The following is a 25,116-nucleotide window of genomic DNA, read 5'->3' on the forward strand; positions in this document are numbered from 1 at the left end:
TTTTTTTAATTTATCTGTATGAACTCTCCTGCGGTGCTACAACACGTCAGTCAAAATGTGCGTCATTATCGAAGTTTAAAAGGCCTGAGTCAGCAGCAACTCGCTGATTTAGCTGGGTTAAGCCGTCGTATGATAGCTGGGGTTGAATCTGGGCAGGACAATATTAGTCTGGCAAAGCTCAGCTTGATAGCCGATGTGCTTGAGGTCGATTTTGTACAAATTATTGCTGCGCCTGAACAACAAGGGCAAGCGGTGGTAAACGTTTTGGCTTGGCAGGGCACACAAGCACACAGTGAAGCAAAATTAATGGCTTCAGCGGCAGCGACACAAAAAGTAGAGCTATGGACATGGGTACTTGCTCCAAATGAACACTATAGTGCTGAACCTGACCCAGAAGGCTGGCGTGAGATGCTCTATGTGATGGAGGGTGAACTAACTTTGGATTTGGCAGGCGACATAAAAGTCTTGGGTGTAGGAGAGTCGATCGTTTTTTCCAGTGCCATTGAATACCAATATATCAACCGTGGCAATGTATCGTTAAAGTTCATTCGTAATGCGATTTATTAAAATGCAGATATTAGATACTGATAATTAGCGCATAAAAAAGAGGTCAATAGACCTCTTTTTTAAATTCTACAATTAGAGCGATTGTTCATCTAATAGCAATTGTGCTTCACGTAGGTTTAAACTGCCTTCGTAAATCGCACGACCAGTAATTGCACCTAAAATACCAGGTTGACCTTTGAGGTTACGTACGTCATCAAGGTTGGTCACACCACCTGATGCAATCACAGGTAGGCCAGAGTATTGTGCCAGTTGAACGGTTTGTTCAACATTGACCCCTTGCATCATGCCGTCACGTGCAATGTCGGTATAGACAATGCTTGATACGCCTGCATCGGCAAAACGTTTGGCCAAATCAGTTGCCTTCACATCGGTCACATTGGCCCAACCATCGGTGGCCACCATGCCATTCATGGCATCAATCCCGACAATGATATGACCTGCAAATTTCTTACAAGCTTCTTCAACAAACTCAGGTTCTTGAACTGCTTTGGTGCCAATAATGACAAAAGATACACCCGCTTCTAGGTAGTGTTCGATGGTTTCTAGTGAGCGAATACCGCCGCCGATTTGAATGGGCAGTTCAGGTTGTGCGCGAGCAATCGCTTCAACCACAGGTTTATGAATTGGCGTACCCGCGAAAGCACCATTTAAATCGACCAAATGTAAGCGACGCGCGCCTTCATTTACCCAGTGCTGTGCAGTTGCAACAGGATCATCAGAAAAAACCGTATCGTCTTCCATACGACCTTGTTTTAAACGAACACATTTGCCATCTTTCAGGTCAATTGCAGGGATGATCAGCATGCTTTCGCTCCTAGCCAAATCTTAAATAAAATCAATGTCCGTCATCTTAGCAAAGTATTGGCAATTTTCTAAGCACCTGTTACAGCTTTTCATGACGAGGAGGTTTTATGATATTTTCCAGTTTTTGCAAAATCTCTTTCGGTAGTTGTTCTAAATGCCGCAATTCTTCAAAAACCAACAATGCGGCATAGGCATCGGCAGCAGCATAGTCAATTTGTTCAGGCGTAAGGACTTTCCTTGCCCAATTTGAGGTGCTGACCTTTTTGCTTTTCGGGAAGTTGAGTTGAAACAGCAGGGCGATGGCATTTTTAATGCCAACAGGGTTGCTCAACCCAAAGCTGGCAAAGCATTTTGACAGCTCAACGATACCATTTAGCTCAAAGCCTTTTTTGCGGAACAGATGGGCATCATTTTTTAAACCAAAACCCACTTTGAGTTGGACGGGATTCGCCAAAAATGGCGCAAGAAAACTCCAAATGGGTGGGCTCATTTGAAACAAATAAGCACGCTCGACGCTGGCCAGTTGAATGAGATGTGGCCCAGTAGAGACTTCTCCCACTTGAAAGGTCGGTTTGGACTCGCTATCAAAACCGAAGATGGCAATCTGTTCCAGTTCAGTGCGAATGGCTTCACACTGTTCTACGTTCTGAATGACATGAATCGCTTGCATTGGCAAATTTTGAAAACGAGGCAAAATTCGAATGTGTTCTTTGTTGGGGATAGGGAGACTGGGTAGGGAATTATTCATGTTATATCTGAGGCATGCTTTTATCTCAGACTAGTGGTTTTTGATTTTAAAGGCAAAATAAAACCTGCAAGAAGCAGGTTTTAAGTACAATCCAAGATAACAGAATGCATTTTTATTGCTGTTGCATTTCGATCTGTGATTGATTGGCACGCAGTATATAGCTTTGATAAGAAGGCAAAGCAATTGCTGCTAAAATACCAACGACAAATAGCAGGATATAAATCCACGCTAGAATTGTTTCCCAACCTGCGGTTGGGCGTGGCGAACCATAGCTATTGCTACGATCATCACCTGGTGCAAAAATCAGGTAAAGCATTAAGATCACGTTAGCAAGAGGTACCAGCATTAGCAGCGATAACCAGCCCGTATGGTTGCGGTCATGTAGGCGACGAATGGTAAATACGAAGGTGAAATAGAAAATTGCTATATAAATCACAGCAAGAAAAATCATGCCGCCACCAAAGTTGCCTGTTTCCATGTTGATGAAAGTCGTTGGAAAAATCACGGCAAAAATACCAATGATAATCACAGCGACGATGGCAAGGAGGCAGTTCCATGCGAGATATGAAAAACGTCCGAAGCGACCTGCGGCGTTCAGCGCAGATTCTTGTACATATTGAGTCATAGTGACTTACCTTATCGTTGTAAATTAAATTTTTTATAAATAAAAATGTCTAAAAAGCAGGCAAATCATAATCAAATTTGGTGACAATGGAAAGTCATTACGACAAGGCTGAATATGTTAGTGTGTTTTAAATCAAAAATTTACAGGCTAAGGGGATAGTAAAAAAGATGAAAGCTTATGCACAGCATTTTTGCGGTATTACCGAAGTTGAGTGAATCGTGAATAAAAAAGCCCAACCGAAGTTGAGCTTTTTACTACAACAGATGTAGAGATAAATTAAATTTTCCATTCCACAAAGTTTTTTAGCAGTTGCAAACCTGCGGTATGACTTTTTTCAGGGTGGAACTGTGTTGCAAATAAATTTTCTTGATGAATCGCGGTACAGAACTCTAAACCATAGTCACAAGTTGCAGCCACAATGTCGCTATTCTTCGGTTCAACATAGAAGCTGTGAACAAAGTAAAAACGTGCATCTTGTTCAATGTCTTTCCACATTGGGTGGCTTGGGTCAGCTTGATGAACTTGGTTCCAGCCCATGTGTGGTACTTTTAAGCCGTCTACATCTGGAAAAAGTCTTACCGATCCTTCAAAAATACCGAGAGCATCGACACCGCCGTTTTCTTCAGAGCGTTGCATCAGCGCTTGCATGCCGACACAGATCGCCAAGACAGGTTTATTAAATGCCGCATGACGAACGACTTCATCAATCCCTGCTTCATGCATGCCTTGCATACAGTCACGCATGGCGCCTACGCCAGGGAAGACAATTTTATCGGCCTGAGCAATCAGTTTAGGGTCATTGGTCACATCGACTGTTGCACCGACATGTTCAAGCGCTTTTGCTGCTGAGTGTAGGTTACCCATACCATAGTCAAGAAGGGCAATACGGGTCATTACAAGCTACCTTTGGTTGAAGCAATGGTGTTGGTTGCACGTGGGTCAATTTCACAGGCCATACGAAGCGCACGGGCAAAAGCCTTGAACACACTTTCAATTTGGTGGTGACTGTTTTTACCTTTGAGGTTGTCAATGTGCACCGTCATGAGCGCATGGTTCACAAAGCCTTGGAAAAACTCAGAGAATAGATCCACATCAAAACGACCAATCATGGCGCGGGTAAATGGAATATCCATAAATAAACCTGGGCGGCCTGATAAGTCCACCACAGCACGGCTCAAAGATTCATCTAAAGGTGCATAAAAATGACCATAACGACGCAAACCTTTTTTGTCACCTAAAGCTTTGGCAAAAGCCTGTCCAAGTGTGATACCACAGTCTTCAACCGTGTGGTGATCATCAATTTCCAAGTCGCCATCACATTCAATATCAATATCAAATAAGCCATGTCGCTTGATTTGATCAATCATATGATCTAAAAAGGGAATACCTGTGTTGAGCGTGCCTTGACCCGTACCATCGAGGTTTACACGAACTCGAATTTTGGTTTCGTTGGTATTTCTTACCACTTCACTGATACGTTCTGTCATAGACACGTTCCTCAAAGACGTCAAATAATTGATGTAAAATGTTTCGCCGTAACGAAGTCACCGCATATTAGATTGCTCAGGAGGGTTTATCAATGCCTATTACCGTACACGCTTATACTTCACTAGAAAAAGAAGAGTTGCGCAGCCAGCTAGAGCGACTGTACGACACCAGTCCTGAATTTGGCGATGGGCATGATGCCGTAGAACAACTTGAGCAGAATCTGGCTCAGTATACCTTACTTTATACCGCAGAATTTAATACTAAAGTCATTGGTGCACTTTGGTGTAGTGGGCAGGGTGAAAATAAAACTTTAGAATACATCGTGGTACATCCTGCAAACCGTGGACGAGGGGTTGCGGAACGACTGGTTGAAGAAGTCTGCCGTATGGAAGAAGCAAAAGGTGTCAAAGTATTCGAACCGGGTTGTGGTGCGATTCACCGTTGCTTAGAGCATATTGGTAAAATTTAAGCTTATTTTAAAGCAAACTTTGGGCTGATTTTTTTCATGAATAGCCATAGTGATGTGCTTTCAGTGCAAAAATTATACGAAGTGTGCTAGGTTTGCTGTAAAAGTAAACACTCAAAAGATTTTTTTGAAAACGGACTTGACGCTGCTTCGCTTAAACTGTTTAATACGCGACATCGGCGTGATAGCTCAGTAGGTAGAGCAACGGATTGAAAATCCGTGTGTCCCCAGTTCGATCCTGGGTCTCGCCACCATATTCAAAATCTTATTTAAAGATTTCAATCCCTGATCCCATCAGGGATTTTTTTTGCCTGAAATTTATCCGATCAAATAAAAAAGTGATGATTTTTATTGACTATTCATCTGAGATACGGCTTAATACACGGCATCGGCGTGATAGCTCAGTAGGTAGAGCAACGGATTGAAAATCCGTGTGTCCCCAGTTCGATCCTGGGTCTCGCCACCATATTTAAAAAAGTCTCAAACAATATTTGAGACTTTTTTTTGTCGTATAAAAAGTGCGATCATATAAGATGTTGGACAAAATCACGCTTCGGCTCTTGGATAATGTGCTAATTTTGAGTCAAAAATAAGACAGAGAATGGCTTATGAAAGACCGCTTTTCATCAGGAAGTCAGCTTTATCAACTCGCACGGCCACGTTATCCAGCGAGTTTGATCCAAGAAATACTCAAGCATGTAGCGACGCCTCAATTCGCATGGGACTGTGGTGCAGGATCGGGGCAATTGACTCAATTGTTGGTGCCTTATTTTGATGCCGTGGTGGCGACAGATATCAGTGCGCATCAGTTGCAGCATGCACCTTATTTTGAAAATGTCAGTTATCAAGTCCAGTCTGCAGAGCACACCAGTTTTGCTGAACAGAGTTTTGATTTAATCACGGTGGCCCAAGCCATTCATTGGTTTGACTTTGATGGGTTTTATGCAGAAGTGCGGCGGACTTTACGGCCTGAGGGAATTTTGGCGGTCATTGGCTATGGTTTAATTCAGTTACAGCATCCTGAGTTACAGGGCTGCATTGAGCGACTTTATTTTAAGACTTTGAAGGGCTATTGGGATGCAGAACGACGATATATAGACGAGGGCTATCAAACCATTCCTTTTCCATTTAAAAAAATAACAACACCTGAATTGTCGATGTCATTTCAATGGTCTGCTGCTCAATTGTTAGATTATTTAAGCACATGGTCTGCACTGAAACATTATCGAGCGAAAAATTCAGATGACCCCTTATATGAGTTCAAAGCATTTTTTGCGTTGGATGATCACGTGAACCAAGTTTTTGAGCTTAAATTTCCAATTTTTTTAAGATTGGGTCGCCTACCTGTATCGGCGCATTGAGTGTCTGAGCTTAATCGGCAATCAGACGTTTACCAAAGCATACGACTTCGATTTCCTCATAGCCCAATTGCTCATAGAAGCTTTGCACGTCGATGTTTTCTTTACGTACAAGCAGTTGTAGTTTGGGACAGCCTAACGCAATCAGGCGCTTCTCAAGCTGCTGTATGAGTGCAGTTGCGACCCCATTGCGTTGAAAGTGTGGATGTACTGCCAAATAATTAATCCAGCCGCGATGGCCATCATAACCACCCATCAAGGTTGCGAGGAGTTGTTCATCTTTAACGGCCAATAAAAATAAACCATCTTTTTGCGCGGTTTTTCTAAAAATATCAATTTCAGGGTTGTTCCAAGGGCGAGTGAGGTCGCATAACTCCCAAAGTGCAATGACGTCTTCTAAATCTGTTTCGAGATAGGGGCGAATAATGAACATGAGCTTGGCATTTTTATTTTTTTGGATGCCTTTAGATTAATTGAGTTTTTTTATTTTGATAAGCGTTTTATTACACTTTTCATCAGATATAAAAAAACGCCCAACTGGGCGTTTTTTAGAGCTTTGAATTAAGCCGATTTTGCTTCTGCTTGAACAGGAAGCATGTGGCCTGTTTCTTCAAAGTTAGAATGCCAAGACAACGCTTCACGTAGAAGGTGAGGTGTATGACCACCTTTTGCACATGAACGATCAAAGTAGTCATTTAAGGCATCACGGTACATTGGGTGTGCACAGTTGTCGATAATCGCACGAGCACGTTCACGTGGTGCTAAACCACGAAGATCTGCTAAACCTTGTTCTGTTACCAGGATGTCAACATCATGTTCTGCGTGATCGATGTGCGATGCAAACGGTACGATTGAAGAGATGTCGCCACCTTTCGCAATTGATTTGGTCACGAAGATCGCAAGGTGCGCATTACGTGCGAAGTCACCTGAACCACCAATACCGTTCATCATCTTCGTACCGCAAACGTGAGTTGAGTTCACGTTACCGTAAATGTCAAATTCAAGTGCAGTGTTGATGCCGATAATACCTAAACGACGAACCAATTCAGGGTGGTTTGAAATCTCTTGCGGACGTAAAACCAACTTATCTTTGTAGGCTTCAAGGTTGTTAAATACTTTCTCGCCATATTTAGCTGAAAGGGTAATTGATGAACCTGAAGCAAACTTCATTTTACCTGCATCAATCAATTCGAAAGTACAGTCTTGCAGTACTTCTGAGTACATGACGAGGTCTTCGAAGTTTGAATCTTTAAGACCTGTAAGTACAGCATTGGCAATTGAGCCAATCCCTGCTTGTAATGGGCCTAAGTTTTTCGGTAAACGCTCTTCAGCCACTTCTTTTTCAAAGAAGGCGATTAAGTGGTCTGCAATGCCTTGAGTTTCATCATCTGGTGCAGTTACCGTTGATGGAGAGTCGTGCAAGTCATTGTTGATAACGATACCGACGATTTTTGCAGGGTCGATATTGATCGCATGTGTACCAATACGCTCATCGACTTGAGTTAGTGGAATCGGTTGGCGTGTTGGGCGGTAAGTTGGAATATAGATGTCGTGTAAGCCTTCAAATGCTGGGCTTAAGTTGGTGTTGATTTCAACAATCACTTTCTCAGCAAAAATTGCGAAGCTTGCAGAGTTACCTACCGACGTTGTTGGAATGATGCCGCCATCTTCAGTGACTGCAACCGCTTCAATGATTGCTACATCTGGTTTTTTCAACTGAAGGTTACGCATTTGCTCAACAGTTTCAGACAAATGTTGGTCAATGAACATCACTTCGCCATTGTTGATGGCTTTACGTAAAGTGTTGTCCACTTGGAATGGTAAACGACGTGCCAATACACCCGCTTCAGTCAATTGCTTGTCTAGGTCATTACCTAAAGAAGCGCCTGTAATTAGTGTGATTTTTAAAGGATTTGTGTGTGCACGTTTAACCAATGCCAAAGGTACAGCTTTTGCTTCGCCTGCACGAGTGAAGCCACTCATCCCTACAGTCATGCCATCTTCAATAAAAGCAGACGCTTCTTCTGCACTGATGACTTTATCGTGAAGTGAAGCTAAACGGATACGATCTAAAGACATGGTTTACTCTCGTTAATATTCTGGATCTGGCACCGATTGTACCGATCAAGAACGACATTGTGCATACCTGTTAGGCTAAGGTCTAATTTTTTGAAAAAATGTGGGTATAAGCTTTTCTGATGATTTGTAAGTGTTTGAAATATATTTGGTAAAATTAAATTGTTGAATAGTTGAACAAAATCATTTGATCAACTATTGTACAAAGTTTAAAAATGCTCAACTAAGGTTTGCTTTAATTTTTCGAGTGGGTTATTGCTTGAAATTTCAGCATCTTGATTGTGATGAAGTGGCAGCGAAATAATCGCTTCAAGACCGCCTTGTTCCCGATTATGAATAGTCAGTTGACCTTGGTGAATATCCACAATTCGCTTCACAATGGCGAGACCTAAGCCACTACCTTGTACGGTTCGGGCTTCATTACCACGGACAAAAGGTTGCATGAGCTCTTCAATTTGGTCTTCTGGGATCCCTTCGCCATGATCTGCTACGCTAATTAAAATGTGTTCATTTTCAAGTGTTGCGGAGAGTTCAATAGGTTCAGCACCATAACGTTTTGAATTATTGATGAGATTACCGATTAGACGTTTGAGAGATAAACTGCGTGCTTGAATAATGGGAAGTTCTGTTGCGTCAAAACGAATATCTAGAGGTTTGAACTGCACCACCAATTCTTGTAACAGTATATTTAAATCGGTGTCTTGGATTTCCTCATCTGAACCGTCGCGCATATAGGAAATGAACTGATTTAAGATCGCATCCATGTCCTCGACATCATAAATCAGACCTTCTTTTAAAAAATCATCATCGGGCATCATTTCCGCACTAAGTCGGATACGGGTCAATGGTGTACGTAAGTCGTGGGAAATCCCTGCCAACATAATTCGACGGTCACGTTCAGTTTGATCTAAGGTATAGATCATGTGGTTAAAAGCCTGATTGACCTCACGGATTTCTTGAGGGCCGTGATTGGTCTCTAAATACGGCGCTGTGCCTGTTTTACTATAGCTGTTTGCGGCATTTTGCAGACGACGCAGTGGGCGATTGAGCTGACGAACTAAGGTTAAAATAATGGCTGCTGCAATAAGCGGTACGCCAAGTAACCAGCCGAAAATTAATTCAGGGCTGTAGTTGGCATAGGTTTTCAGTGGTTCGCGGACCCAGTTACCGTTCATTTCAGGCGTTTGAATCCAAATGCGCGGGCTCGGTTTAAATTGAAAATAAACTGTAGCATGTTCTACATTGAGCTCTTTGGCGAGCTTGGCTTCAATTTGGTTGGTAAAGAATTCAGCAATCACCTTGTCTTTGACATTTGGATATTCTTTGGGGTTGGTGACATATTCAATCCCGACGCGGCTTCTTAGCCAGTCATCGACATCGACTTCAGTATTTTGATGATAAATCCGTAAATCGGGGTTGTTGAGAATTTCTATTTCAACAGCAAGATAACGAGCATGTTGTTGGATTTCTGGAAGATATAAGGTGCGCCAAAAGAACCACAAAGACATGAACAAGCTAAAGAACACCACAAACAGAACAAGGACAGTGGTACGCATGGCAGCAGAGCGTGGCTTAATTTTGTCGAGAAACCGTTCCCAACGCGTGCGCTTTCTCTCTGAGTAAGCTTCGTAATCTGTAAATTTTTGAGGGTCGATGGGTTCGAGTTTCACGCCAGCTTCCTGTGGACTATTTTTTATCAATATTACTGAAATATACACGGTGGAGTCTTACCGTATTTATCAGTAATAGAAGGAGCTCGTTCTGTTACTTTTTAAAAAGTAACCAAAACTTTTGCCATTCGCTGAACTCGCAATTAAAGTTGACGAGCCTTGAAAGTTAAATTGGCTCAAACAGCAACGAATGGCTTTTAGGGACAATAAGTTCGGTGAACGTTTACATTATTGGAACTGATTATTCCGCGCCATCTGGAACAAAGACATAACCCACACCCCAAACGGTTTGGATATAACGCGCACGAGCAGGGTTTTCTTCTACCAGGCGACGTAGGCGAGATACTTGAACATCAATCGAACGTTCCATTGCACCCCATTCACGGCCACGCGCAAGGTTCATCAATTTGTCGCGAGTCAAAGGCTCACGTGGATGTTGTACCAAGGCTTTCAGTACTGCAAACTCACCTGTAGTTAGGGTTACGACTTGACCTTCACGCGTTAGGGTGCGTGTTGATAAATCAAGTGACCATGGCCCAAAGCTGACCACTTCCATTTGTTGGCTTGGTGCGCCTGGAACTTCACGGACTTGACGGCGTAGTACAGCACGAATACGTGCTAACAACTCATTTGGATTAAATGGTTTTGGTAAATAGTCATCTGCACCCGCTTCTAGACCTGCAATACGGTCTGAGTCACTGCCACGTGCGGTAAGCATAATAATAGGTGTATCAATATTGGATTGGCGTAGACGACGGCAGATACTTAAACCATCTTCAACAGGGAGCATGAAGTCGAGCACAATCAGTGAAAACAGTTCGCGCTGTAAGAGACGATCCATTTGGGTTGCGTCATGCGCTGTTTTCACCACAAAGCCTTTATCTTCTAAAAAGCGTTGAAGTAGCGTACGTAAACGCACATCGTCATCTACCACTAAAATGCGTTCAACGCGATCAGCGTCGCTATGTACAGCATCTGTTTTTTCAGCAGGTACAACTAAACTCATTGAAGTGCTCCTTTATTCTTTATTGTCATCGTAAACAAAAGTCGGGATAGTCTTTGAGTATACGACTCATTTGTATGTCTTTACTATGCTCTAAAGCAACAAATATTGCAGGTAAAATCAAGACATAGATACCAAATGTATACATCTTAGCCCATAGAAAAAAATGGCAAAGAATACCTAAAAATAAGATTTAACACTGAAAATGAGATGGATTTATGAAATTTGCCTGAAATATGTCACATTTAAGCCATTAAATTAATAAAAACAGTTGTGGATTTTATAGTCTTGGTCTTTATAATCATGGCTTTTAGTACATATCCTTGTGGGATCACATACGATGACTGACTTAGTTCAGCAGTTGGCAAAAGAAATTGCCGTACGTCCAAATCAAATTGAGGCTGCCATCAAGTTGATTGATGAAGGTGCTAGCGTTCCATTTATTGCGCGTTACCGTAAAGAAGTCACGCAAGGCTTAGATGATGCGCAGTTACGTCAGCTCGATACACGTTTGGCTTATTTACGTGACTTATTTGAACGTCGCGAAAAGGTAATTGAATCATTAAAAGAACAAGACAAATTGTCTGATGATTTATTGGCACGTGTAAATGCTGCTGAAACCAAAAATGCTTTAGAAGAAATTTACGCGCCATATCGCCCAAAGCGTACCAGTAAATCGTTTAAAGCAAAAGAAGCGGGCTTAGGTCCAATTGCAGAAAAAATCTTTCAAGAAGCAGTTGAGCCAAGTGAAGCATTGGCGGGTTTTAGTCATGAAGAATACCCAGATTTGGAAAGCCAATTGGATGCGATTCAACATATTTTAATTGATGACTGGGCGCAAAATATTGCACTGACAACTGAACTTAAGGCAATGTTTGCAAAAACAGCCACTTTAAAAAGTTTAGTGGCAAGTGATGAGAAAAAAGAAGTTGGCAAAAAGTTCCGTGATTACTTCGACTTTTCTGAAAATTTAAACAAAGTCCCATCACATCGTTTATTGGCGATGTTACGTGGTCGTCAAGAAAACGTTTTAGGTTTAAAAGTTGATGGCGAAGATGATGCACCATTGGCACGTATTGAAACTGAATACAGCCTTGAAACTGCACAGCCGCAAGCACGTCAAGATTACTTAAAACAAACAGCTAAATTGTTCTGGTTAGGCAAGGTTCGTCCAAGTATCGAACATTCGTTACTCACTGAAAAACGTCTTGCAGCTGAATCTGAAGCCATGGATGTTTTCGCTGAAAACTTACGTCATTTATTGTTGTCTGCTCCTGCGGGTGCACGTACAACCTTAGGTGTAGATCCAGGCATCCGTACAGGAGTGAAATTGGCTGTGGTGAATGCATCGGGTGATGTACTTGCACATAGCACGATTTATCCATTTGCACCTAAAGAAGATAAAGCGGGTTCAATTGCAGAACTGGCGCGTTTATGTCGCGAGTTCAATGTTGACCTGATTGCCATTGGCAATGGTACAGCAAGCCGTGAAACAGAAAGCGTTGTGGCTGAAATGATGGCTGCAAACAGTGATTTAAAACTGACCCGTGTTTCTGTATCTGAAGCGGGTGCTTCAGTTTATTCAGCGTCTGAGTTGGCTTCTGCGGAGTTACCAGAGCTAGATGTGTCGATTCGTGGTGCAGTGTCGATTGCACGTCGTTTACAAGATCCATTGGCTGAGCTAGTAAAAATTGATCCAAAATCGATTGGTGTGGGTCAATATCAACACGATGTGAACCAAACGGGTTTGGCAAAAACGCTTGAAGCGGTGGTTGAAGACTGTGTGAACTCGGTGGGGGTGGATGTTAATACTGCATCATCTGCTATTTTGGGTTATATCGCAGGTTTGAATAAGTCGATTGCACAGCAAATTGTCGATTTCCGCAAAGAAAATGGTCGTTTTGACAACCGCCAAGATTTGAAGAAAGTGCCACGTTTAGGCGAGCGTACTTTTGAACAAGCGGCAGGTTTCTTACGTATTCAAGATGGTTCAGAGCCACTGGATGCTTCTGCTGTTCACCCAGAGTCTTATGCGCTGGTCGGTAAAATTGTTGAAGCGAAAGCGACGACCGTGAAAGACATCATTGGTAACTCGGAAATCATTCGTCAAGTGAATGCTGAAGAATTTGCTGATGAGAAATTTGGTTTACCAACCATTCAAGATGTATTGTCTGAATTGGAAAAACCAGGTCGTGATCCGCGTCCAGAGTTCCGTACAGCAAAATTCCGTGAAGACATTACAGAAGTTGCTCAACTAGCTGAAGGTATGCAGCTTGAAGGTGTCGTGACCAATGTGACGAACTTCGGTGCTTTTGTGGATGTTGGTGTACACCAAGACGGTTTGGTGCATATTTCAGAATTGGCCAATGAATTCGTTGCAGATCCGCATAAAGTGGTGAAGCCGGGGCAAATTGTGCAAGTACGTGTACTCACTGTAGATGCAGAGCGTAATCGTGTAAATTTATCGATGCGTCCTGAAGGTGCTGAAGCGCCTAAAGCTCCGCGTCAACCACGTCGTGAAAATACAGAGCGTAGTGAACGTAAACCTCAAGGTAAACGTCCACAACAAGCACGTCCGCAAGGCGAGCGCGCTCAAACAAATAAGAAGCCGCAAACAGCTAAACCTCAAGACAATAAAATTGGCGGTTTAGGTGCATTGTTGCTTCAAGCAGGGATTAAAGGTTCAAAGTAATCTTTAGGATTTGAATAAAAAAAACCTCCCAAGTGGGAGGTTTTTTTATGGTTACTTTTATCCGTTGATGATGGGCACGATCCAACTGGTGATAATCAGCATAATGCCAAAGTGCCCAAGCTTTCGGCAAACTTTGACAAAAGTTGGAGCGGGTTGTTCCAGTCTCGTCGCATAATCTTTGAGGCTTATGGCTTGTGTACTGCGGCTATGCCACAGAAAAACAGCAAGATCGATACAGATTAGAATCGTCCCGACATTGGCCACGATATCCATCATCACATAATCTTGTAAATACAGGCTAATGCCTACTCGGTAGCAGAGATAAATCGCAAAAGCGATACATACATATTGCAGTACGAAAGTAAAAGCGCGCATAAATTCACAAAATAAAAAAAGACGGCTGTTTATAACACAAAAAGTAGAAGGGTCACGTCGTCTTTATCTTTTGCCCACAAAAAAAGTATGAGCCTTAACTGATTAGGCTTTGTGCGATTAGGCTAGAAAAAATTGAGATTAAACCTATTTTTGAAAAAATATTGCTATACATGCTTGAGGGGTGTGAGGTTGCCCTAGTTTCTGTTTCTAGCGAGCGTATTTCACTTGTCTGTTGCGGCGCACGTTGGCTCTTAAAGCCAAATTCGAGTAATATCATAAGCAAACCGCCATGAATCAGCACTTGCCAGATTGAAATATAAGAACGGGTAAGTTCTGTATACAGATTAAAAGCAGTGATTCCCACAAAGATGAAGCAAAAAAGCTTGAATAAATAAAGTGCCCGCATTTCTTTTTCCCCCTTTTTATAATTGCTTTCATGATGGGCTTTTTTTCTTAAGCGAATATTAAGAACTATAAAAGAGTAGTGAAAGTTTGGTTCCCCAACCTTTAATCAAAGGCTGGGTAAATTGTAAGAAAACTTACCAATGCTCACCTGGGAACAAGCGTGCATACGCTTTTTGTACCCAGTTGAGTTTTTGCGGTTCACCTACCGACGCAGTAGAACTTGGGAATAAGTTATAACCAATAGACATCAGCTTATTGTTGATGTCTGGTGCAATTGAATAAGTGATCGATGCTAAACGACCTAAGTTGGTTGCGACTTTCTTCGGACGCTTCACAATCGCATAAGCAACCAGATCTGCTGCTTGTTCAGGCGAAAGGGTCGGGACGTATTTATAAATTTTTGTCGGTGCAATCATCGGGGTGCGTACCAAAGGCATATAAACCGAAGTAATCGCAATTTTATGTGAGTGTACTTCGGCTGAGAGACAACGGCTGAACGCATCCAAAGCAGCTTTAGATGCTACATACGCCGAGAAACGGGTGGCATTTGCTAATACACCAATCGAACTAATATTAATAATATGCCCATCACGGCGAATCATCATTTGCGGCAGGATGTTCATGACCAAACGTACCGCACCAAAGTAATTGAGCTGCATGGTGCGTTCAAAGTCGTGGAAGCGTTCCGTTGACTCGTGCACTGCGCGGCGGATTGAACGACCTGCATTATTAATTAAAATATCAATATGATCGACTGATGCTAAAATCTGCTTAGAAACTTCATCAATCGAGTCTAAATCATTTAAGTCGCATGGAAAAACAGAGGCTGAACCCCCTTTGGCTTCGATTTCTGCTTTAACTTCTTCTAATGTTTCTTTGGTGCGTGAAACTAAAAGGACGTGTGCTCCTGCATCAGCCAGTTTGTGTGCGACGGTTAAACCAATACCACTTGAAGCACCTGTAATTAAGACGGTTTTTCCATTTACGCGTTCTTTAAAAAGTCTATCTATTCTTGAATTCACGTTATCATTCCTGATCTAAGTCAAATATTTGAGGGTTATGGCTGTTTTTGTATTCGATTATTTAGGCTACATTTTCGGAGAAATGTAGCGGCTTTCCTTCACGGTATAATACCTAAACTGCTTAAAAATATCACGGCATAAGTTATTGAAATAATAAATAATTTTAGAGTAAAAACTCTATTCTATTGGTTCTAATTACTTGTTTTTAACATGAATTCAAGCGAAGTGAAAGGGTATAAATATAAAAGACAAGCGTATAAAAAACCTCAATCATGTGATTGAGGTTTTAAGTTTGGCGGTCTGTATTTTACACTTGGGCCAATGCCTGTTCTAAATCTGCAATCAAATCATCAATATGTTCAATTCCTACAGATAAACGCACCATATCAAGACTTACTCCAGCAGACTTTAATTCAGCTTCATTCAGTTGACGATGTGTGGTGGTAGCAGGGTGGCAGGCCAGACTTTTGGCATCGCCAATATTGACCAAGCGAGTGAAGAGTTGTAGGGCGTCAATAAAGCGGGTACCACCTTCACGGCCATCTTGTACGCCAAAGGATAAAATCGCAGAGGGCTGACCTTTGACATATTTTTGTGCCAAGCCGTGTTGAGGATGATCTTTCAAGCCTGCATAGTTGACCCATTTCACTTTGGGATGGGCTTGTAAATATTCTGCCACTTTCTGTGCGTTGTAGGTATGACGTTCCATACGTAGGTTTAGCGTTTCTAAGCCTTGTAGAATCAAAAACACGCTTAAAGGACTAATCGCAGCGCCAGTATTACGCAATGGCACTACGCGGGCACGCGCGATATAAGCAGCTTCACCTAAGGCTTCAACATAATTCACACCGTGATAACTTGGATCTGGCGTATTTAGCACTTTAAAGCGCTCAGGATAATTGCCCCAAGGGAACTTACCACTGTCGATAATCGCACCGCCAATCGAGTTGCCATGCCCGCCAATATATTTGGTCAGGGAATGAATCACGATGTCTGCCCCATATTCAAAGGGTTTCAGTAGTGCAGGCGTTGCAACGGTATTATCGACCACCACAGGGACACCATATTCGTGGGCGATTTTGGCAATCGCTTCTAGGTCAATGATATTGCCGAGTGGATTGCCAATGGATTCAACAAAGACCAACTTGGTTTTTTCATCAATTAAACCGCGGAGGGCTTCAGGGTCTTGATAATCAAAGAAACGAACTTCAATACCTTGTTTCGGTAGAGTGTGGGCAAACAGGTTATAAGTGCCACCGTACAAGGTCGATACGGAAGCAATGTTATCACCCGCTTCGGTAATCGTCTGAATCGCATAAGTAATGGCTGCCATGCCAGAGGCTAAGGCCAACGCACCAATGCCCCCTTCGAGTGCGGCTAATCGTTGTTCTAGCACCGCAGTGGTCGGGTTCATAATTCGGGTATAAATATTACCTTGCACTTTCAGGTCAAATAGGTCCGCGCCGTGTTGCGTATTATCAAAGGCATAAGAGGTGGTTTGGTAAATCGGTACGGCCACTGCTTTGGTGGTGGCTTCGGGGCTATAACCAGCATGGATAGCCAAAGTTTCATCTTTATAGGTCATGGGACTTCATCTGCGTGAGTTAAATATTGCACAGTCTACCATCAATGAATATGAGTGAAAGTGTGAAAATAATGAATATTTATCTAAAAAATTCATAAAGATGAATTACGAACAGCTTCTTGTCTGTGGAAAAGTGAGATAAAAAGGGTGTTTAAAAAATAACCGCACTGAAAGTTGTAACATTGCATTGAAGATCGGTTTAATGCCTTATTTTTTCAGCGCATTCATCGTATAATGCCCGCAAATATTTTTTCGCTGTTTTGCGATTTTTTGGTTTTTCTATTGAGGAGTCCTACGTGGCCCAATATATTTATACGATGAACCGAGTGTCTAAGATGGTTCCGCCGAAGCGCGAAATCTTAAAAGACATCTCTTTGTCATTTTTCCCGGGTGCTAAAATTGGTGTCCTAGGTTTAAACGGTGCAGGTAAGTCAACCTTGCTTCGTATTATGGCTGGCGTAGACAAAGATTTCTCTGGTGAAGCTCGTGCGCAACCGGGTATCAAAATTGGCTACCTAGAGCAAGAACCACCTTTAGATCCAAATAAAGATGTACGTGGTAACGTTGAAGATGGTTTGCGTGAACCACTTGATGCTTTAGCACGTTTGGATGAAGTGTTTGCTGAATATGCGGCTGAAGATGCTGATTTCGATAAATTAGCGAAAGAGCAAGAAAAATTAGAAGCCATTATCCATTCATGGGATGCACATAACCTTAGCAACCAGATGGATCAAGCTGCTGCTGCGTTGAACCTTCCAGCTTGGGATGCAGACGTAACACTACTTTCTGGTGGTGAACGCCGTCGTGTAGCACTGTGCCGTTTATTGCTCTCTAAACCAGATATGTTACTTCTTGACGAACCGACGAACCATTTGGATGCAGAATCTGTATCTTGGTTAGAGCGCTTCTTGAAAGACTTTGCGGGCACGATTGTGGCGATTACGCACGACCGTTATTTCTTGGATAACGTCGCTGAATGGATTCTTGAGCTTGACCGCGGTATGGGCATTCCATATCAAGGCAACTATTCTGCTTGGTTAGAACAAAAGAATGCCCGTTTAGAGCAAGAGCAGAAGCAAGAAGAATCTTTTGCGAAAGCATTGAAAAAAGAACTTGAATGGGTTCGTTCAAATGCGAAAGGTCAGCAAAAGAAAAACAAAGCGCGTATGGAGCGTTTTGAAGAGCTTAACTCGCGTGAGTTCCAACAACGTAACGAAACTTCAGAAATCTATATTCCACCTGGCCCGCGTCTAGGCAATAAAGTGGTTGAAGTTGAAGGCATCAGCAAATCATTTGATGGTCGCGTACTGTACGAAAACTTAAGCTTTACTGTGCCACCAACTGCGATTGTGGGTATTGTTGGTCCGAACGGTGCAGGTAAAACCACCTTATTCCGTATGATGACGGGCGAACAGCAGCCTGATACAGGTACGGTGACTTTAGGTGAATCGGTTAAAGTGGCGTATGTCGGTCAGATTCGCGATACTTTAGATAACAACAAAACTGTGTGGGAAGAAGTTTCTGGCGGTTTAGATATCTTAAGAATTGGCGAATATGAAATTGCATCGCGTGCTTACATCGGTCGTTTCAACTTCAAGGGTCAAGACCAGCAGAAACGTGTAGGTGAGTTGTCAGGTGGTGAGCGTAACCGTCTACAGTTGGCGAAAATCCTGCAAATGGGCGCGAACGTGATCCTACTGGATGAGCCATCGAACGACTTGGATATTGAAACTTTACGTGCATTGGAAGATGCAATTTTAGTCTTCCCAGGTACAGTGATGGTGGTATCGCATGACCGTTGGTTCCTTGACCGTATTGCAACGCATATCTTGTCATTTGAAAATGAACAACCTGAGTTCTACGAAGGTAACTATGCGGAATATGAAGCATATCGCTTGGCGCGTTTAGGTGAAGATGCAGTACAAAAACGTACTAAATACAAAAAGATTGGTGGTTAATTTCAACCAATAAAAACCAGCCTTCGGGCTGGTTTTTTTATGCTTATTCATTGCCTCTTAAGGTGTTTTAGGCGCATTCACTTGTAAGCTGATAATGGTGTAATACTGATTTTTAGGTTTTGCTTTGGCATCGACCTTTTCGCTCACTTCAATCAAGTATTGTCCAGCCTGTTCAAAAGTGAGCGTGGCATTACCTTGTGCATCAACAGGTGTACTTTTCGCTTGCTGCTCAAACTCACCTTGAGCGCGAACCATAAGTTCTGCATGTGCAAGAGCTTTGCCTGCTTGCATAATTTGTAATTGTACTGGCTGTTGCGCCGTGATTTGGTTTGGATGGGTTTTGAAGTCGACTTGAATTGGGGCTGGTGTTACAGCAACAGGTGAGGTGCTGTCTTTACTCACATAGCTTTGAATGCTCCATTCGCGAACTGTAGAGATCATGCTTGGCACTTTTCTTTTAAAGTCACTTGGAATGACATAGTCACGCTCGCTTAGGGCTGGGACTTTGTCTGCCGCGACATCGGCAAATATTTTCCATTGATGATTATGTTGTACATATTCAATTTGGTATGAGGTTTTGGCGAAAATGGTATAGGTGCCTTTTTCAGCTAGCTTAAGATCAAATGCGGTTGCAGATTCTAAGTGCTTCTGTGCTTGAATCGTAGTCTGTGTTTGGTTTGGCTGGAAAACGCTGAATGAAATATCTTTTAGGGCATATTCAGGGTGAAAGGCTTGTTCTGCATAGGCGCTCAATACAGGGACTTGGGTATTTTCGGTGTGATACGCCAGTGGAGCGACATAGGGTTCATGCGCTTGAGCCACTGAACAGAATAAGAGTGTGCAGAGTAGAGCATTTTTCATAGAGACTAGGCCTAAAAATATTTCGTAAGATGTGGTTATTGATTATATCGAGAAAAACTTACAGGTGATAATAATTATTATTTATTATTTAGGTAGATAAAAAGGGAGCGCATAGACTCCCTTTTTGGATGCGGGTTCTAAGTTAAAACTTAGATTTCCCACTCATGGTCGCATTCACGGCATTTCCATTTTTTCTGAGACTGCATGAAGCCTTGCATTGAAATCTTAAAATCTGGAAGATCTCGGTAAAACAAGAAACCCGCAATTACACACACGATAAACACGACAACCGTTGCAATTTGTAGTGTTGAGCCAGCGCCATCCCCAAATAGCCACATTGCGATGCTAATGAGCACCAAAAGTAATAATACAAAAATGGCTGGAACCAAAAAAACCAGACTTTTAGGCACAACAGGACGCGTTGCTGGAGCTCCTGCTTGAGCAACCGGCATAATTTTTGGGCTTTGACATTGAGGACAACGATATTGCATTACAACTCCAAAATTCGAATCTATGCTGTATTCTAATCGGATTAAAGCAGAAAGCCAAAAAAGCGTGGTAATGAATTGCTGATAATTTTGAGGCAATAAAAAACCCAAGTCATAATGCTTGGGTTTTTTACCAGATGTTGCCATCTTAAATATGGCGTCCCTACGGGGATTCGAACCCCGGTTACCGCCGTGAAAGGGCGATGTCCTAGGCCTCTAGACGATAGGGACTTATTGAGGCATCACATTGATTGGTTAACACCGTCTCTCTGTGTGAGCGCTATATTAGGGATATAACGCTCATGCGTCAACTAAAAAATCAATTAAGCTTCATCAACTGCGTCATTTTTCGGCAATTTTAGACTTTCATTGAGTTTTTCCCAAACTTTTGCTTCTTTTTTGCTTGGACCACCCACAATTTCAAGGGCATGACGTAAGCGCGCGAAAGTTAAGTCAGGGCCGATGGTGACCATAGTTTGCATGACTGGGGTCGAAGCGGTCGAACCTGCAATGGCAATAAAGAAGGCTGGCATAAAGTCACGGAGCTTAATTTCCATTTGGCTGGCTAAGTCCATCAATGTTTGACTTACAGTGTCATTGTTCCATGTGAACATGCTTTCTAAACGCCAAATCGCAAATTGAAGACTTTGACGAACTTGTTCTTCGCTCAGTTTCTTGCTTTCAAATTGTTCTTTGGTCAAGCTTGGGAACTGGTTAAAGTAATGTGCAGACCAGTTCACCGCCTCTGAAAGTAAGTTGATACGAGGTTGAATCGCTGCTGCGATGTCTTCGAGCATCTTACGATCGGCTTTCCATGCTAATAAAGTATCTAACAGTTCAGCAGGGCTTAAGCCTTTGATCCATTGACCATTGAGCCAATTCAGTTTTTCCACATCAAAAATTGGCCCACCGAGGGATACACGTTGAATATCAAAGTGTTCAATCATCTCTGCCAATGTGAATTTTTCACGTTCATCTGGCATAGACCAGCCCATACGGCCTAAGTAATTCAACAAAGCTTCAGGCAAGACACCAATATTTTTGTAGTAGTTAATAGAGGTTGGGTTCTTACGTTTCGACAGTTTTGATTTGTCTGGGTTACGTAGTAATGGCATATGACCCAAAACAGGCATTTCCCAACCAAAGTATTGATACAACAACTGATGTTTAGGTGCAGAAGGCAACCATTCTTCACCACGGAAAACGTGGGTAATTTGCATCAAATGGTCATCGACCACATTGGCAAGGTGATAGGTTGGCAAACCATCTGTTTTCAGTAAAACTTGCATGTCCACTTGTGCCCAAGGGATTTCTACGTCGCCACGTAGCAAGTCATTGACTGTACAAATACCATCTTCAGGTACTTTCATTCGAATCACATGTGGCTCACCTGCAGCAAGTCTGCTTTGAACTTCTTCGGCAGATAGTTTTAAACCACGACCATCATACTTTGGTGTTTCACCACGGGCTTGCTGCTCAGCACGCATTTGATCCAATTCTTCGCTCGTCGCAAAGCAGTAGAACGCATGACCTTTTTCAACCAAATCCAGTGCATATTGTTTATAAATATGCATGCGTTCAGACTGGCGATATGGCGCATGTGGCCCTCCAATGTCTGGACCTTCAGACCAATTCAGTCCTAACCAACGCAATGAATCTAAAATCATTTTTTCCGATTCAGGAGTCGAACGAAGTTGGTCGGTATCTTCAATCCGCAGAATAAATTCACCACCATGTTGCTTGGCATAGCATAAGTTGAATAACGCAATATACGCTGTGCCCACATGCGGGAAGCCAGTTGGAGAGGGTGCAATACGAGTACGAACAGTCATAGCCAATTATGATTCAGAATGTAAATTGAGGTCTATTATAACGAAAAAGCCCAGCCACTTAATGCTTAATTCAACATTCAGTGATCAGGCTTTTATGGGCAAATGTCATAACTTGAGAGAGGTTATGACGCTATTGCTTGTTTTTAGTTTAGAGGAACAATGATTGCACAAAACGGCTAAAGCGCTGGTTTTGTGTAGCAAAGAAATTTTGTGTCGGTGCAACTTTGATTGATGTCATGATTTTTAAATCACTATCCGTCGTTGTGGTTCGATCACTGCCTTTTTGTTGGCTGAGCGCTTTTTCAATCAATGATGTTTTCTCTGTAGGCATCGTTGCTTTGTCATTACTTTGAATGGCTGCACTATGTCCCAGTTGGCTAAAACAAGCCAAACCTATACTTAACGTAACGGTATGTAAAAATGTTGCTTTCATGTCCTTTTCCCCCTCTCAACATGGTATTGGAACAGATTTTTATTAAAGTCGTTGGTAATCTAGTTTCAAATTAACCGCTTTTACAAATAAAAAAGTAGAACTGTGTCACACAATTTACAAAATTATAAACAAATTTGGGCTAAATTGACACTTAAACATCAAATATAAATCATTTGGCTTTTTGTACCAAATAACTGTGGAGATAGCATGGAGATTTTGAGCTTGATCTGTGGAGCATGGATATGGGCTTATCCTTAAAACTGCACAAAATAGTCCTTTTAAAGATATCTTTTTATCAGATATAAAAGCCATAATTAATTATAACTATATGATTGTGTTGGTTATTTGTTGTTTATATAGTGGGCAAATTCAGTTCGAGTATAAAGCAATGAAAAAAATATTAGCGACATCTATTTTAGTATTACTTGGGGGCTTTGCAGCCAGTGCTTATGCGGCAAAAGATTTTTTAAATGTGTCTTATGACCCGACCCGTGAGTTTTATCAAGAATATAACCAAGCCTTTGGACAGTATTGGAAAAGCAAAACTGGGCAGGAGGTCAACTTTAAACAGTCTCATGGTGGCTCGGGCAAGCAAGCACGTGCCGTTGCAACGGGTCTACAAGCAGATGTGGTGACCTTGGCCTTGGCCAATGATATTGATGAAATTGTAAATACTGGACAAATTGATAAAAACTGGCAAAAAGAATTTCCAAATCATTCTGCACCTTATACTTCAACCATTGTTTTTCTAGTGCGTAAAGGTAATCCCAAACAAATTAAAGACTGGAATGATTTAACCAAACCGGGGGTTGAGATCATTACCCCTAATCCAAAAACAGGCGGTGCGCCGCGTTGGATCTATTTATCAGCTTGGGGGTATGCATTAAAACAACCGGGAGGTAATGATGCTAAAGCCAAAGAATTGGTGAAAAAACTTTATCAAAATGTCAAAGTCCTTGATTCAGGCGCGCGAGGTTCATTGACTACGTTTGCTGAACGAAGTATAGGTGATGTGTTGTTGTCTTGGGAAAATGAAGCTTTACTGGCGACCCAAGGTCTAGGTAAAGACAAATACGATATTATTTATCCTTCGATTTCGATTTTAGCGGAACCGTCGGTTGCGATTGTAGACAAAACCGTGGATAAAAATGGCAATCGAAATTTAGCCAAGGGCTATTTAAATTATCTGTATTCGCCAAAAGGACAAGAGTTGGCGGCGAAGCATTTCTTCCGTCCACGTAATAAACAAGTGGCGAACAAATACCTTGCACAATTTCCAAAGCAAAAAACCTTTAATATTAATGATGTCTTTGGAGGGTGGGCAAAAGCGCAGAAAACTCACTTTGTCAATGGTGCGATCTTTGATCAGATTTATACTGAAAAATAAACGTGCTGTGGTTTGATGAGATCACGTTAGGACATAAAAGTGGATATGTGTATATCCACTTTTATTATATTTTAAGCATAAAAATTTATATAATAGGAATAAGTAAAGTGTTTGCTGTTATTTTAAATAAAAACAATTCATTAAGTCTCAGTGATTCTAAAATAACGAGTATTTAAAAAACAAAAGTGAATTGCGATTTATGATTTTGTTTCATATATTTAGCATAATTCTTGATATTTAATTGAATACGCCATGAAAACGCATTTGAAATCTCTCTGGGCTGCTGCCGTAGTGGCAACAGGCCTGACATTCAGTATGACATCAGCTCAAGCGGCTGACCGTACTATGCTCAATGTCTCCTATGATGCAACACGCGAATTTTACGATGAGTTCAATAAATCCTTTGGTGCTTATTGGCAAAGTCGTACAGGACAAACGGTCGATTTTAAACAGTCACACGGTGGTTCAGGTAAACAAGCCCGTTCGGTCGTGGATGGTCTAAAAGGGGATGTGGTGACCTTGGCCTTAGCCAATGATATTGAAGAAATTGTCAAATCAGGTCAAATCCAGCCGGGTTGGCAAAAAGAGTTCCCAAATAACTCTGCACCTTATACGTCGACCATTGTGTTCATGGTACGCAAAGGCAACCCGAAAAAAATTAAGGACTGGTCTGATTTAACCAAACCGGGTGTACAAATTATTACGCCTAATCCTAAAACAGGCGGTCTACCACGTTGGGTGTATCTGTCAGCTTGGGGTTATGCACTGAAACAACCCGGTGGTAATGAGGCCAAAGCCAAAGAGTTTGTGGGTAAAATGTACCATAATGTGAAAGTTATGGACTCTGCGGCACGGGCGTCTATGACCACCTTTGCAGAACGTCGCATTGGTGATGTGTTGTTGACTTGGGAAAATGAAGCCTTAGTGACGCAAAAAACTTTAGGTAAAAATCAATTCGATATTGTTTATCCATCGATCTCAATTTTAACTGAGCCTTCGGTGGCAATCGTGGATAAGACTGTAGCGAAAAATGGCAACAAGTGGTTAGCGCAGGGTTATATCAACTATCTATATTCACCACTCGGTCAGGAAATGGCAGCGAAGCACTTCTATCGTCCGCGTAATGCCACAGTTTTAGAAAAATATAAAGCGCAATTTCCACCGTTAAAAACTTTCACCATTGATGAAGTCTTTGGTGGTTGGGCCAATGCCCAAAAGACCCACTTTGTGAATGGGGCGACCTTCGACCAAATCTATAATAGTCGTAAATAAT

23 protein-coding genes and 3 tRNA genes are annotated in these 25,116 nt (G+C 42.0%); 9 read left to right on the forward strand and 17 right to left on the reverse strand.

Features of this window, described 5'->3' with window-relative positions:
* Window positions 1-18: 18 nt before the first annotated feature.
* The gene (locus CDG62_RS03995) at window positions 19-567 is read left to right on the forward strand and encodes a helix-turn-helix domain-containing protein (protein ID WP_087527271.1); all 549 of its coding nucleotides are present in this window, start codon (window positions 19-21) and stop codon (window positions 565-567) included.
* Window positions 568-639: 72 nt separating this feature from the next.
* On the opposite strand, the gene hisA is transcribed toward CDG62_RS03995, so the two are convergent.
* The 5 genes from hisA to hisB all read right to left on the reverse strand — a co-directional run bounded on the left by hisA (window position 640) and on the right by hisB (window position 4,231).
* Window positions 640-1,371 (reverse strand): 1-(5-phosphoribosyl)-5-[(5-phosphoribosylamino)methylideneamino]imidazole-4-carboxamide isomerase, encoded by a 732-nt coding sequence (gene hisA / locus CDG62_RS04000; protein ID WP_086209075.1) that lies wholly within the window; start codon window positions 1,369-1,371, stop codon window positions 640-642.
* Between the two features lie 79 nt (window positions 1,372-1,450).
* A complete protein-coding gene (locus CDG62_RS04005; RefSeq protein WP_087527272.1) occupies window positions 1,451-2,119 on the reverse strand; it encodes a 3'-5' exonuclease in 669 nt (222 codons plus the stop codon).
* Window positions 2,120-2,231: 112 nt separating this feature from the next.
* Complete coding sequence (locus tag CDG62_RS04010) at window positions 2,232-2,744, reverse strand: DUF805 domain-containing protein (RefSeq protein ID WP_086209073.1); 513 nt, start codon at window positions 2,742-2,744, stop codon at window positions 2,232-2,234.
* Between the two features lie 276 nt (window positions 2,745-3,020).
* A complete protein-coding gene (hisH, locus tag CDG62_RS04015; protein ID WP_087527273.1) occupies window positions 3,021-3,638 on the reverse strand; it encodes an imidazole glycerol phosphate synthase subunit HisH in 618 nt (205 codons plus the stop codon).
* On the reverse strand, window positions 3,638-4,231 hold the full coding sequence (hisB, locus tag CDG62_RS04020) for an imidazoleglycerol-phosphate dehydratase HisB (protein WP_004691554.1): 594 nt from the start codon (window positions 4,229-4,231) through the stop codon (window positions 3,638-3,640). Before hisB ends, hisH begins: the two co-directional genes overlap by 1 nt.
* A gap of 92 nt (window positions 4,232-4,323) precedes the next feature.
* On the opposite strand from hisB, the gene CDG62_RS04025 reads away from it, so the two are divergent.
* From CDG62_RS04025 to CDG62_RS04040, 4 genes are all read left to right on the forward strand, one after another.
* Entirely contained in the window at window positions 4,324-4,701 is a 378-nt protein-coding gene (locus CDG62_RS04025; protein WP_087527274.1) for a GNAT family N-acetyltransferase, read from the forward strand.
* Window positions 4,702-4,876: 175 nt separating this feature from the next.
* Window positions 4,877-4,952 (forward strand) — tRNA-Phe (locus tag CDG62_RS04030).
* Window positions 4,953-5,088: 136 nt separating this feature from the next.
* A tRNA-Phe gene (locus CDG62_RS04035) sits at window positions 5,089-5,164 on the forward strand.
* 142 nt (window positions 5,165-5,306) lie between these two features.
* Entirely contained in the window at window positions 5,307-6,059 is a 753-nt protein-coding gene (locus tag CDG62_RS04040) for a class I SAM-dependent methyltransferase (RefSeq protein ID WP_087527275.1), read from the forward strand.
* A gap of 10 nt (window positions 6,060-6,069) precedes the next feature.
* Here the strand turns inward: CDG62_RS04040 and CDG62_RS04045 are convergent, their stop codons facing one another.
* The 4 genes from CDG62_RS04045 to ompR all read right to left on the reverse strand — a co-directional run bounded on the left by CDG62_RS04045 (window position 6,070) and on the right by ompR (window position 10,808).
* On the reverse strand, window positions 6,070-6,489 hold the full coding sequence (locus CDG62_RS04045) for a GNAT family acetyltransferase (protein WP_087527276.1): 420 nt from the start codon (window positions 6,487-6,489) through the stop codon (window positions 6,070-6,072).
* Between the two features lie 128 nt (window positions 6,490-6,617).
* Window positions 6,618-8,135, reverse strand: a complete 1,518-nt coding sequence (locus CDG62_RS04050; RefSeq protein ID WP_087527277.1) for an acetyl-CoA hydrolase/transferase family protein — start codon at window positions 8,133-8,135, stop codon at window positions 6,618-6,620.
* A gap of 206 nt (window positions 8,136-8,341) precedes the next feature.
* A complete protein-coding gene (locus CDG62_RS04055) occupies window positions 8,342-9,802 on the reverse strand; it encodes an ATP-binding protein (protein ID WP_087527278.1) in 1,461 nt (486 codons plus the stop codon).
* 241 nt (window positions 9,803-10,043) lie between these two features.
* Window positions 10,044-10,808: a two-component system response regulator OmpR gene (ompR, locus tag CDG62_RS04060; RefSeq protein ID WP_004691545.1), complete on the reverse strand. Its 765-nt coding sequence runs from the start codon at window positions 10,806-10,808 to the stop codon at window positions 10,044-10,046.
* 337 nt (window positions 10,809-11,145) lie between these two features.
* Here ompR and CDG62_RS04065 point away from each other — a divergent pair, with 337 nt between their 5' ends.
* Window positions 11,146-13,497 carry a Tex family protein gene (locus CDG62_RS04065; protein WP_087527279.1) on the forward strand — a complete coding sequence of 784 codons (2,352 nt, stop codon included), beginning with the start codon at window positions 11,146-11,148 and terminating at the stop codon, window positions 13,495-13,497.
* 57 nt (window positions 13,498-13,554) lie between these two features.
* Here CDG62_RS04065 and CDG62_RS04070 read toward each other — a convergent pair whose 3' ends face one another.
* The 3 genes from CDG62_RS04070 to CDG62_RS04085 all read right to left on the reverse strand — a co-directional run bounded on the left by CDG62_RS04070 (window position 13,555) and on the right by CDG62_RS04085 (window position 16,884).
* The gene (locus CDG62_RS04070) at window positions 13,555-13,872 is read right to left on the reverse strand and encodes a hypothetical protein (RefSeq protein ID WP_087527280.1); all 318 of its coding nucleotides are present in this window, start codon (window positions 13,870-13,872) and stop codon (window positions 13,555-13,557) included.
* Window positions 13,873-14,411: 539 nt separating this feature from the next.
* The gene (locus tag CDG62_RS04080; RefSeq protein ID WP_087527282.1) at window positions 14,412-15,299 is read right to left on the reverse strand and encodes an SDR family NAD(P)-dependent oxidoreductase; all 888 of its coding nucleotides are present in this window, start codon (window positions 15,297-15,299) and stop codon (window positions 14,412-14,414) included.
* Window positions 15,300-15,606: 307 nt separating this feature from the next.
* Window positions 15,607-16,884: an O-acetylhomoserine aminocarboxypropyltransferase/cysteine synthase family protein gene (locus CDG62_RS04085; protein WP_087527283.1), complete on the reverse strand. Its 1,278-nt coding sequence runs from the start codon at window positions 16,882-16,884 to the stop codon at window positions 15,607-15,609.
* Window positions 16,885-17,180: 296 nt separating this feature from the next.
* Between CDG62_RS04085 and ettA the strand changes: the two genes are divergently transcribed.
* Complete coding sequence (ettA, locus tag CDG62_RS04090) at window positions 17,181-18,842, forward strand: energy-dependent translational throttle protein EttA (protein ID WP_086209193.1); 1,662 nt, start codon at window positions 17,181-17,183, stop codon at window positions 18,840-18,842.
* Between the two features lie 57 nt (window positions 18,843-18,899).
* On the opposite strand, the gene CDG62_RS04095 is transcribed toward ettA, so the two are convergent.
* The 5 genes from CDG62_RS04095 to CDG62_RS04115 form a co-directional block, all read right to left on the reverse strand.
* Complete coding sequence (locus CDG62_RS04095; protein WP_087527284.1) at window positions 18,900-19,703, reverse strand: DUF4198 domain-containing protein; 804 nt, start codon at window positions 19,701-19,703, stop codon at window positions 18,900-18,902.
* 149 nt (window positions 19,704-19,852) lie between these two features.
* Window positions 19,853-20,194 (reverse strand): membrane protein, encoded by a 342-nt coding sequence (locus CDG62_RS04100; RefSeq protein WP_010327661.1) that lies wholly within the window; start codon window positions 20,192-20,194, stop codon window positions 19,853-19,855.
* Window positions 20,195-20,346: 152 nt separating this feature from the next.
* Window positions 20,347-20,422: transfer RNA gene (locus CDG62_RS04105), tRNA-Glu, on the reverse strand.
* 92 nt (window positions 20,423-20,514) lie between these two features.
* Window positions 20,515-22,023, reverse strand: a complete 1,509-nt coding sequence (gene gltX, locus CDG62_RS04110; RefSeq protein WP_087527285.1) for a glutamate--tRNA ligase — start codon at window positions 22,021-22,023, stop codon at window positions 20,515-20,517.
* A gap of 148 nt (window positions 22,024-22,171) precedes the next feature.
* Window positions 22,172-22,456, reverse strand: a complete 285-nt coding sequence (locus CDG62_RS04115) for a hypothetical protein (protein WP_087527286.1) — start codon at window positions 22,454-22,456, stop codon at window positions 22,172-22,174.
* Window positions 22,457-22,844: 388 nt separating this feature from the next.
* Between CDG62_RS04115 and CDG62_RS04120 the strand changes: the two genes are divergently transcribed.
* Together CDG62_RS04120 and CDG62_RS04125 are read left to right on the forward strand one after the other, a co-directional pair.
* Window positions 22,845-23,843, forward strand: a complete 999-nt coding sequence (locus CDG62_RS04120; protein WP_087527348.1) for a sulfate ABC transporter substrate-binding protein — start codon at window positions 22,845-22,847, stop codon at window positions 23,841-23,843.
* A gap of 252 nt (window positions 23,844-24,095) precedes the next feature.
* Window positions 24,096-25,115, forward strand: a complete 1,020-nt coding sequence (locus tag CDG62_RS04125; protein WP_087527287.1) for a sulfate ABC transporter substrate-binding protein — start codon at window positions 24,096-24,098, stop codon at window positions 25,113-25,115.
* The last annotated feature ends 1 nt before the right edge of the window (window position 25,116 follow it).

It is taken from the genome of Acinetobacter sp. WCHA55, assembly GCF_002165305.2.
Taxonomy (GTDB): domain Bacteria; phylum Pseudomonadota; class Gammaproteobacteria; order Pseudomonadales; family Moraxellaceae; genus Acinetobacter.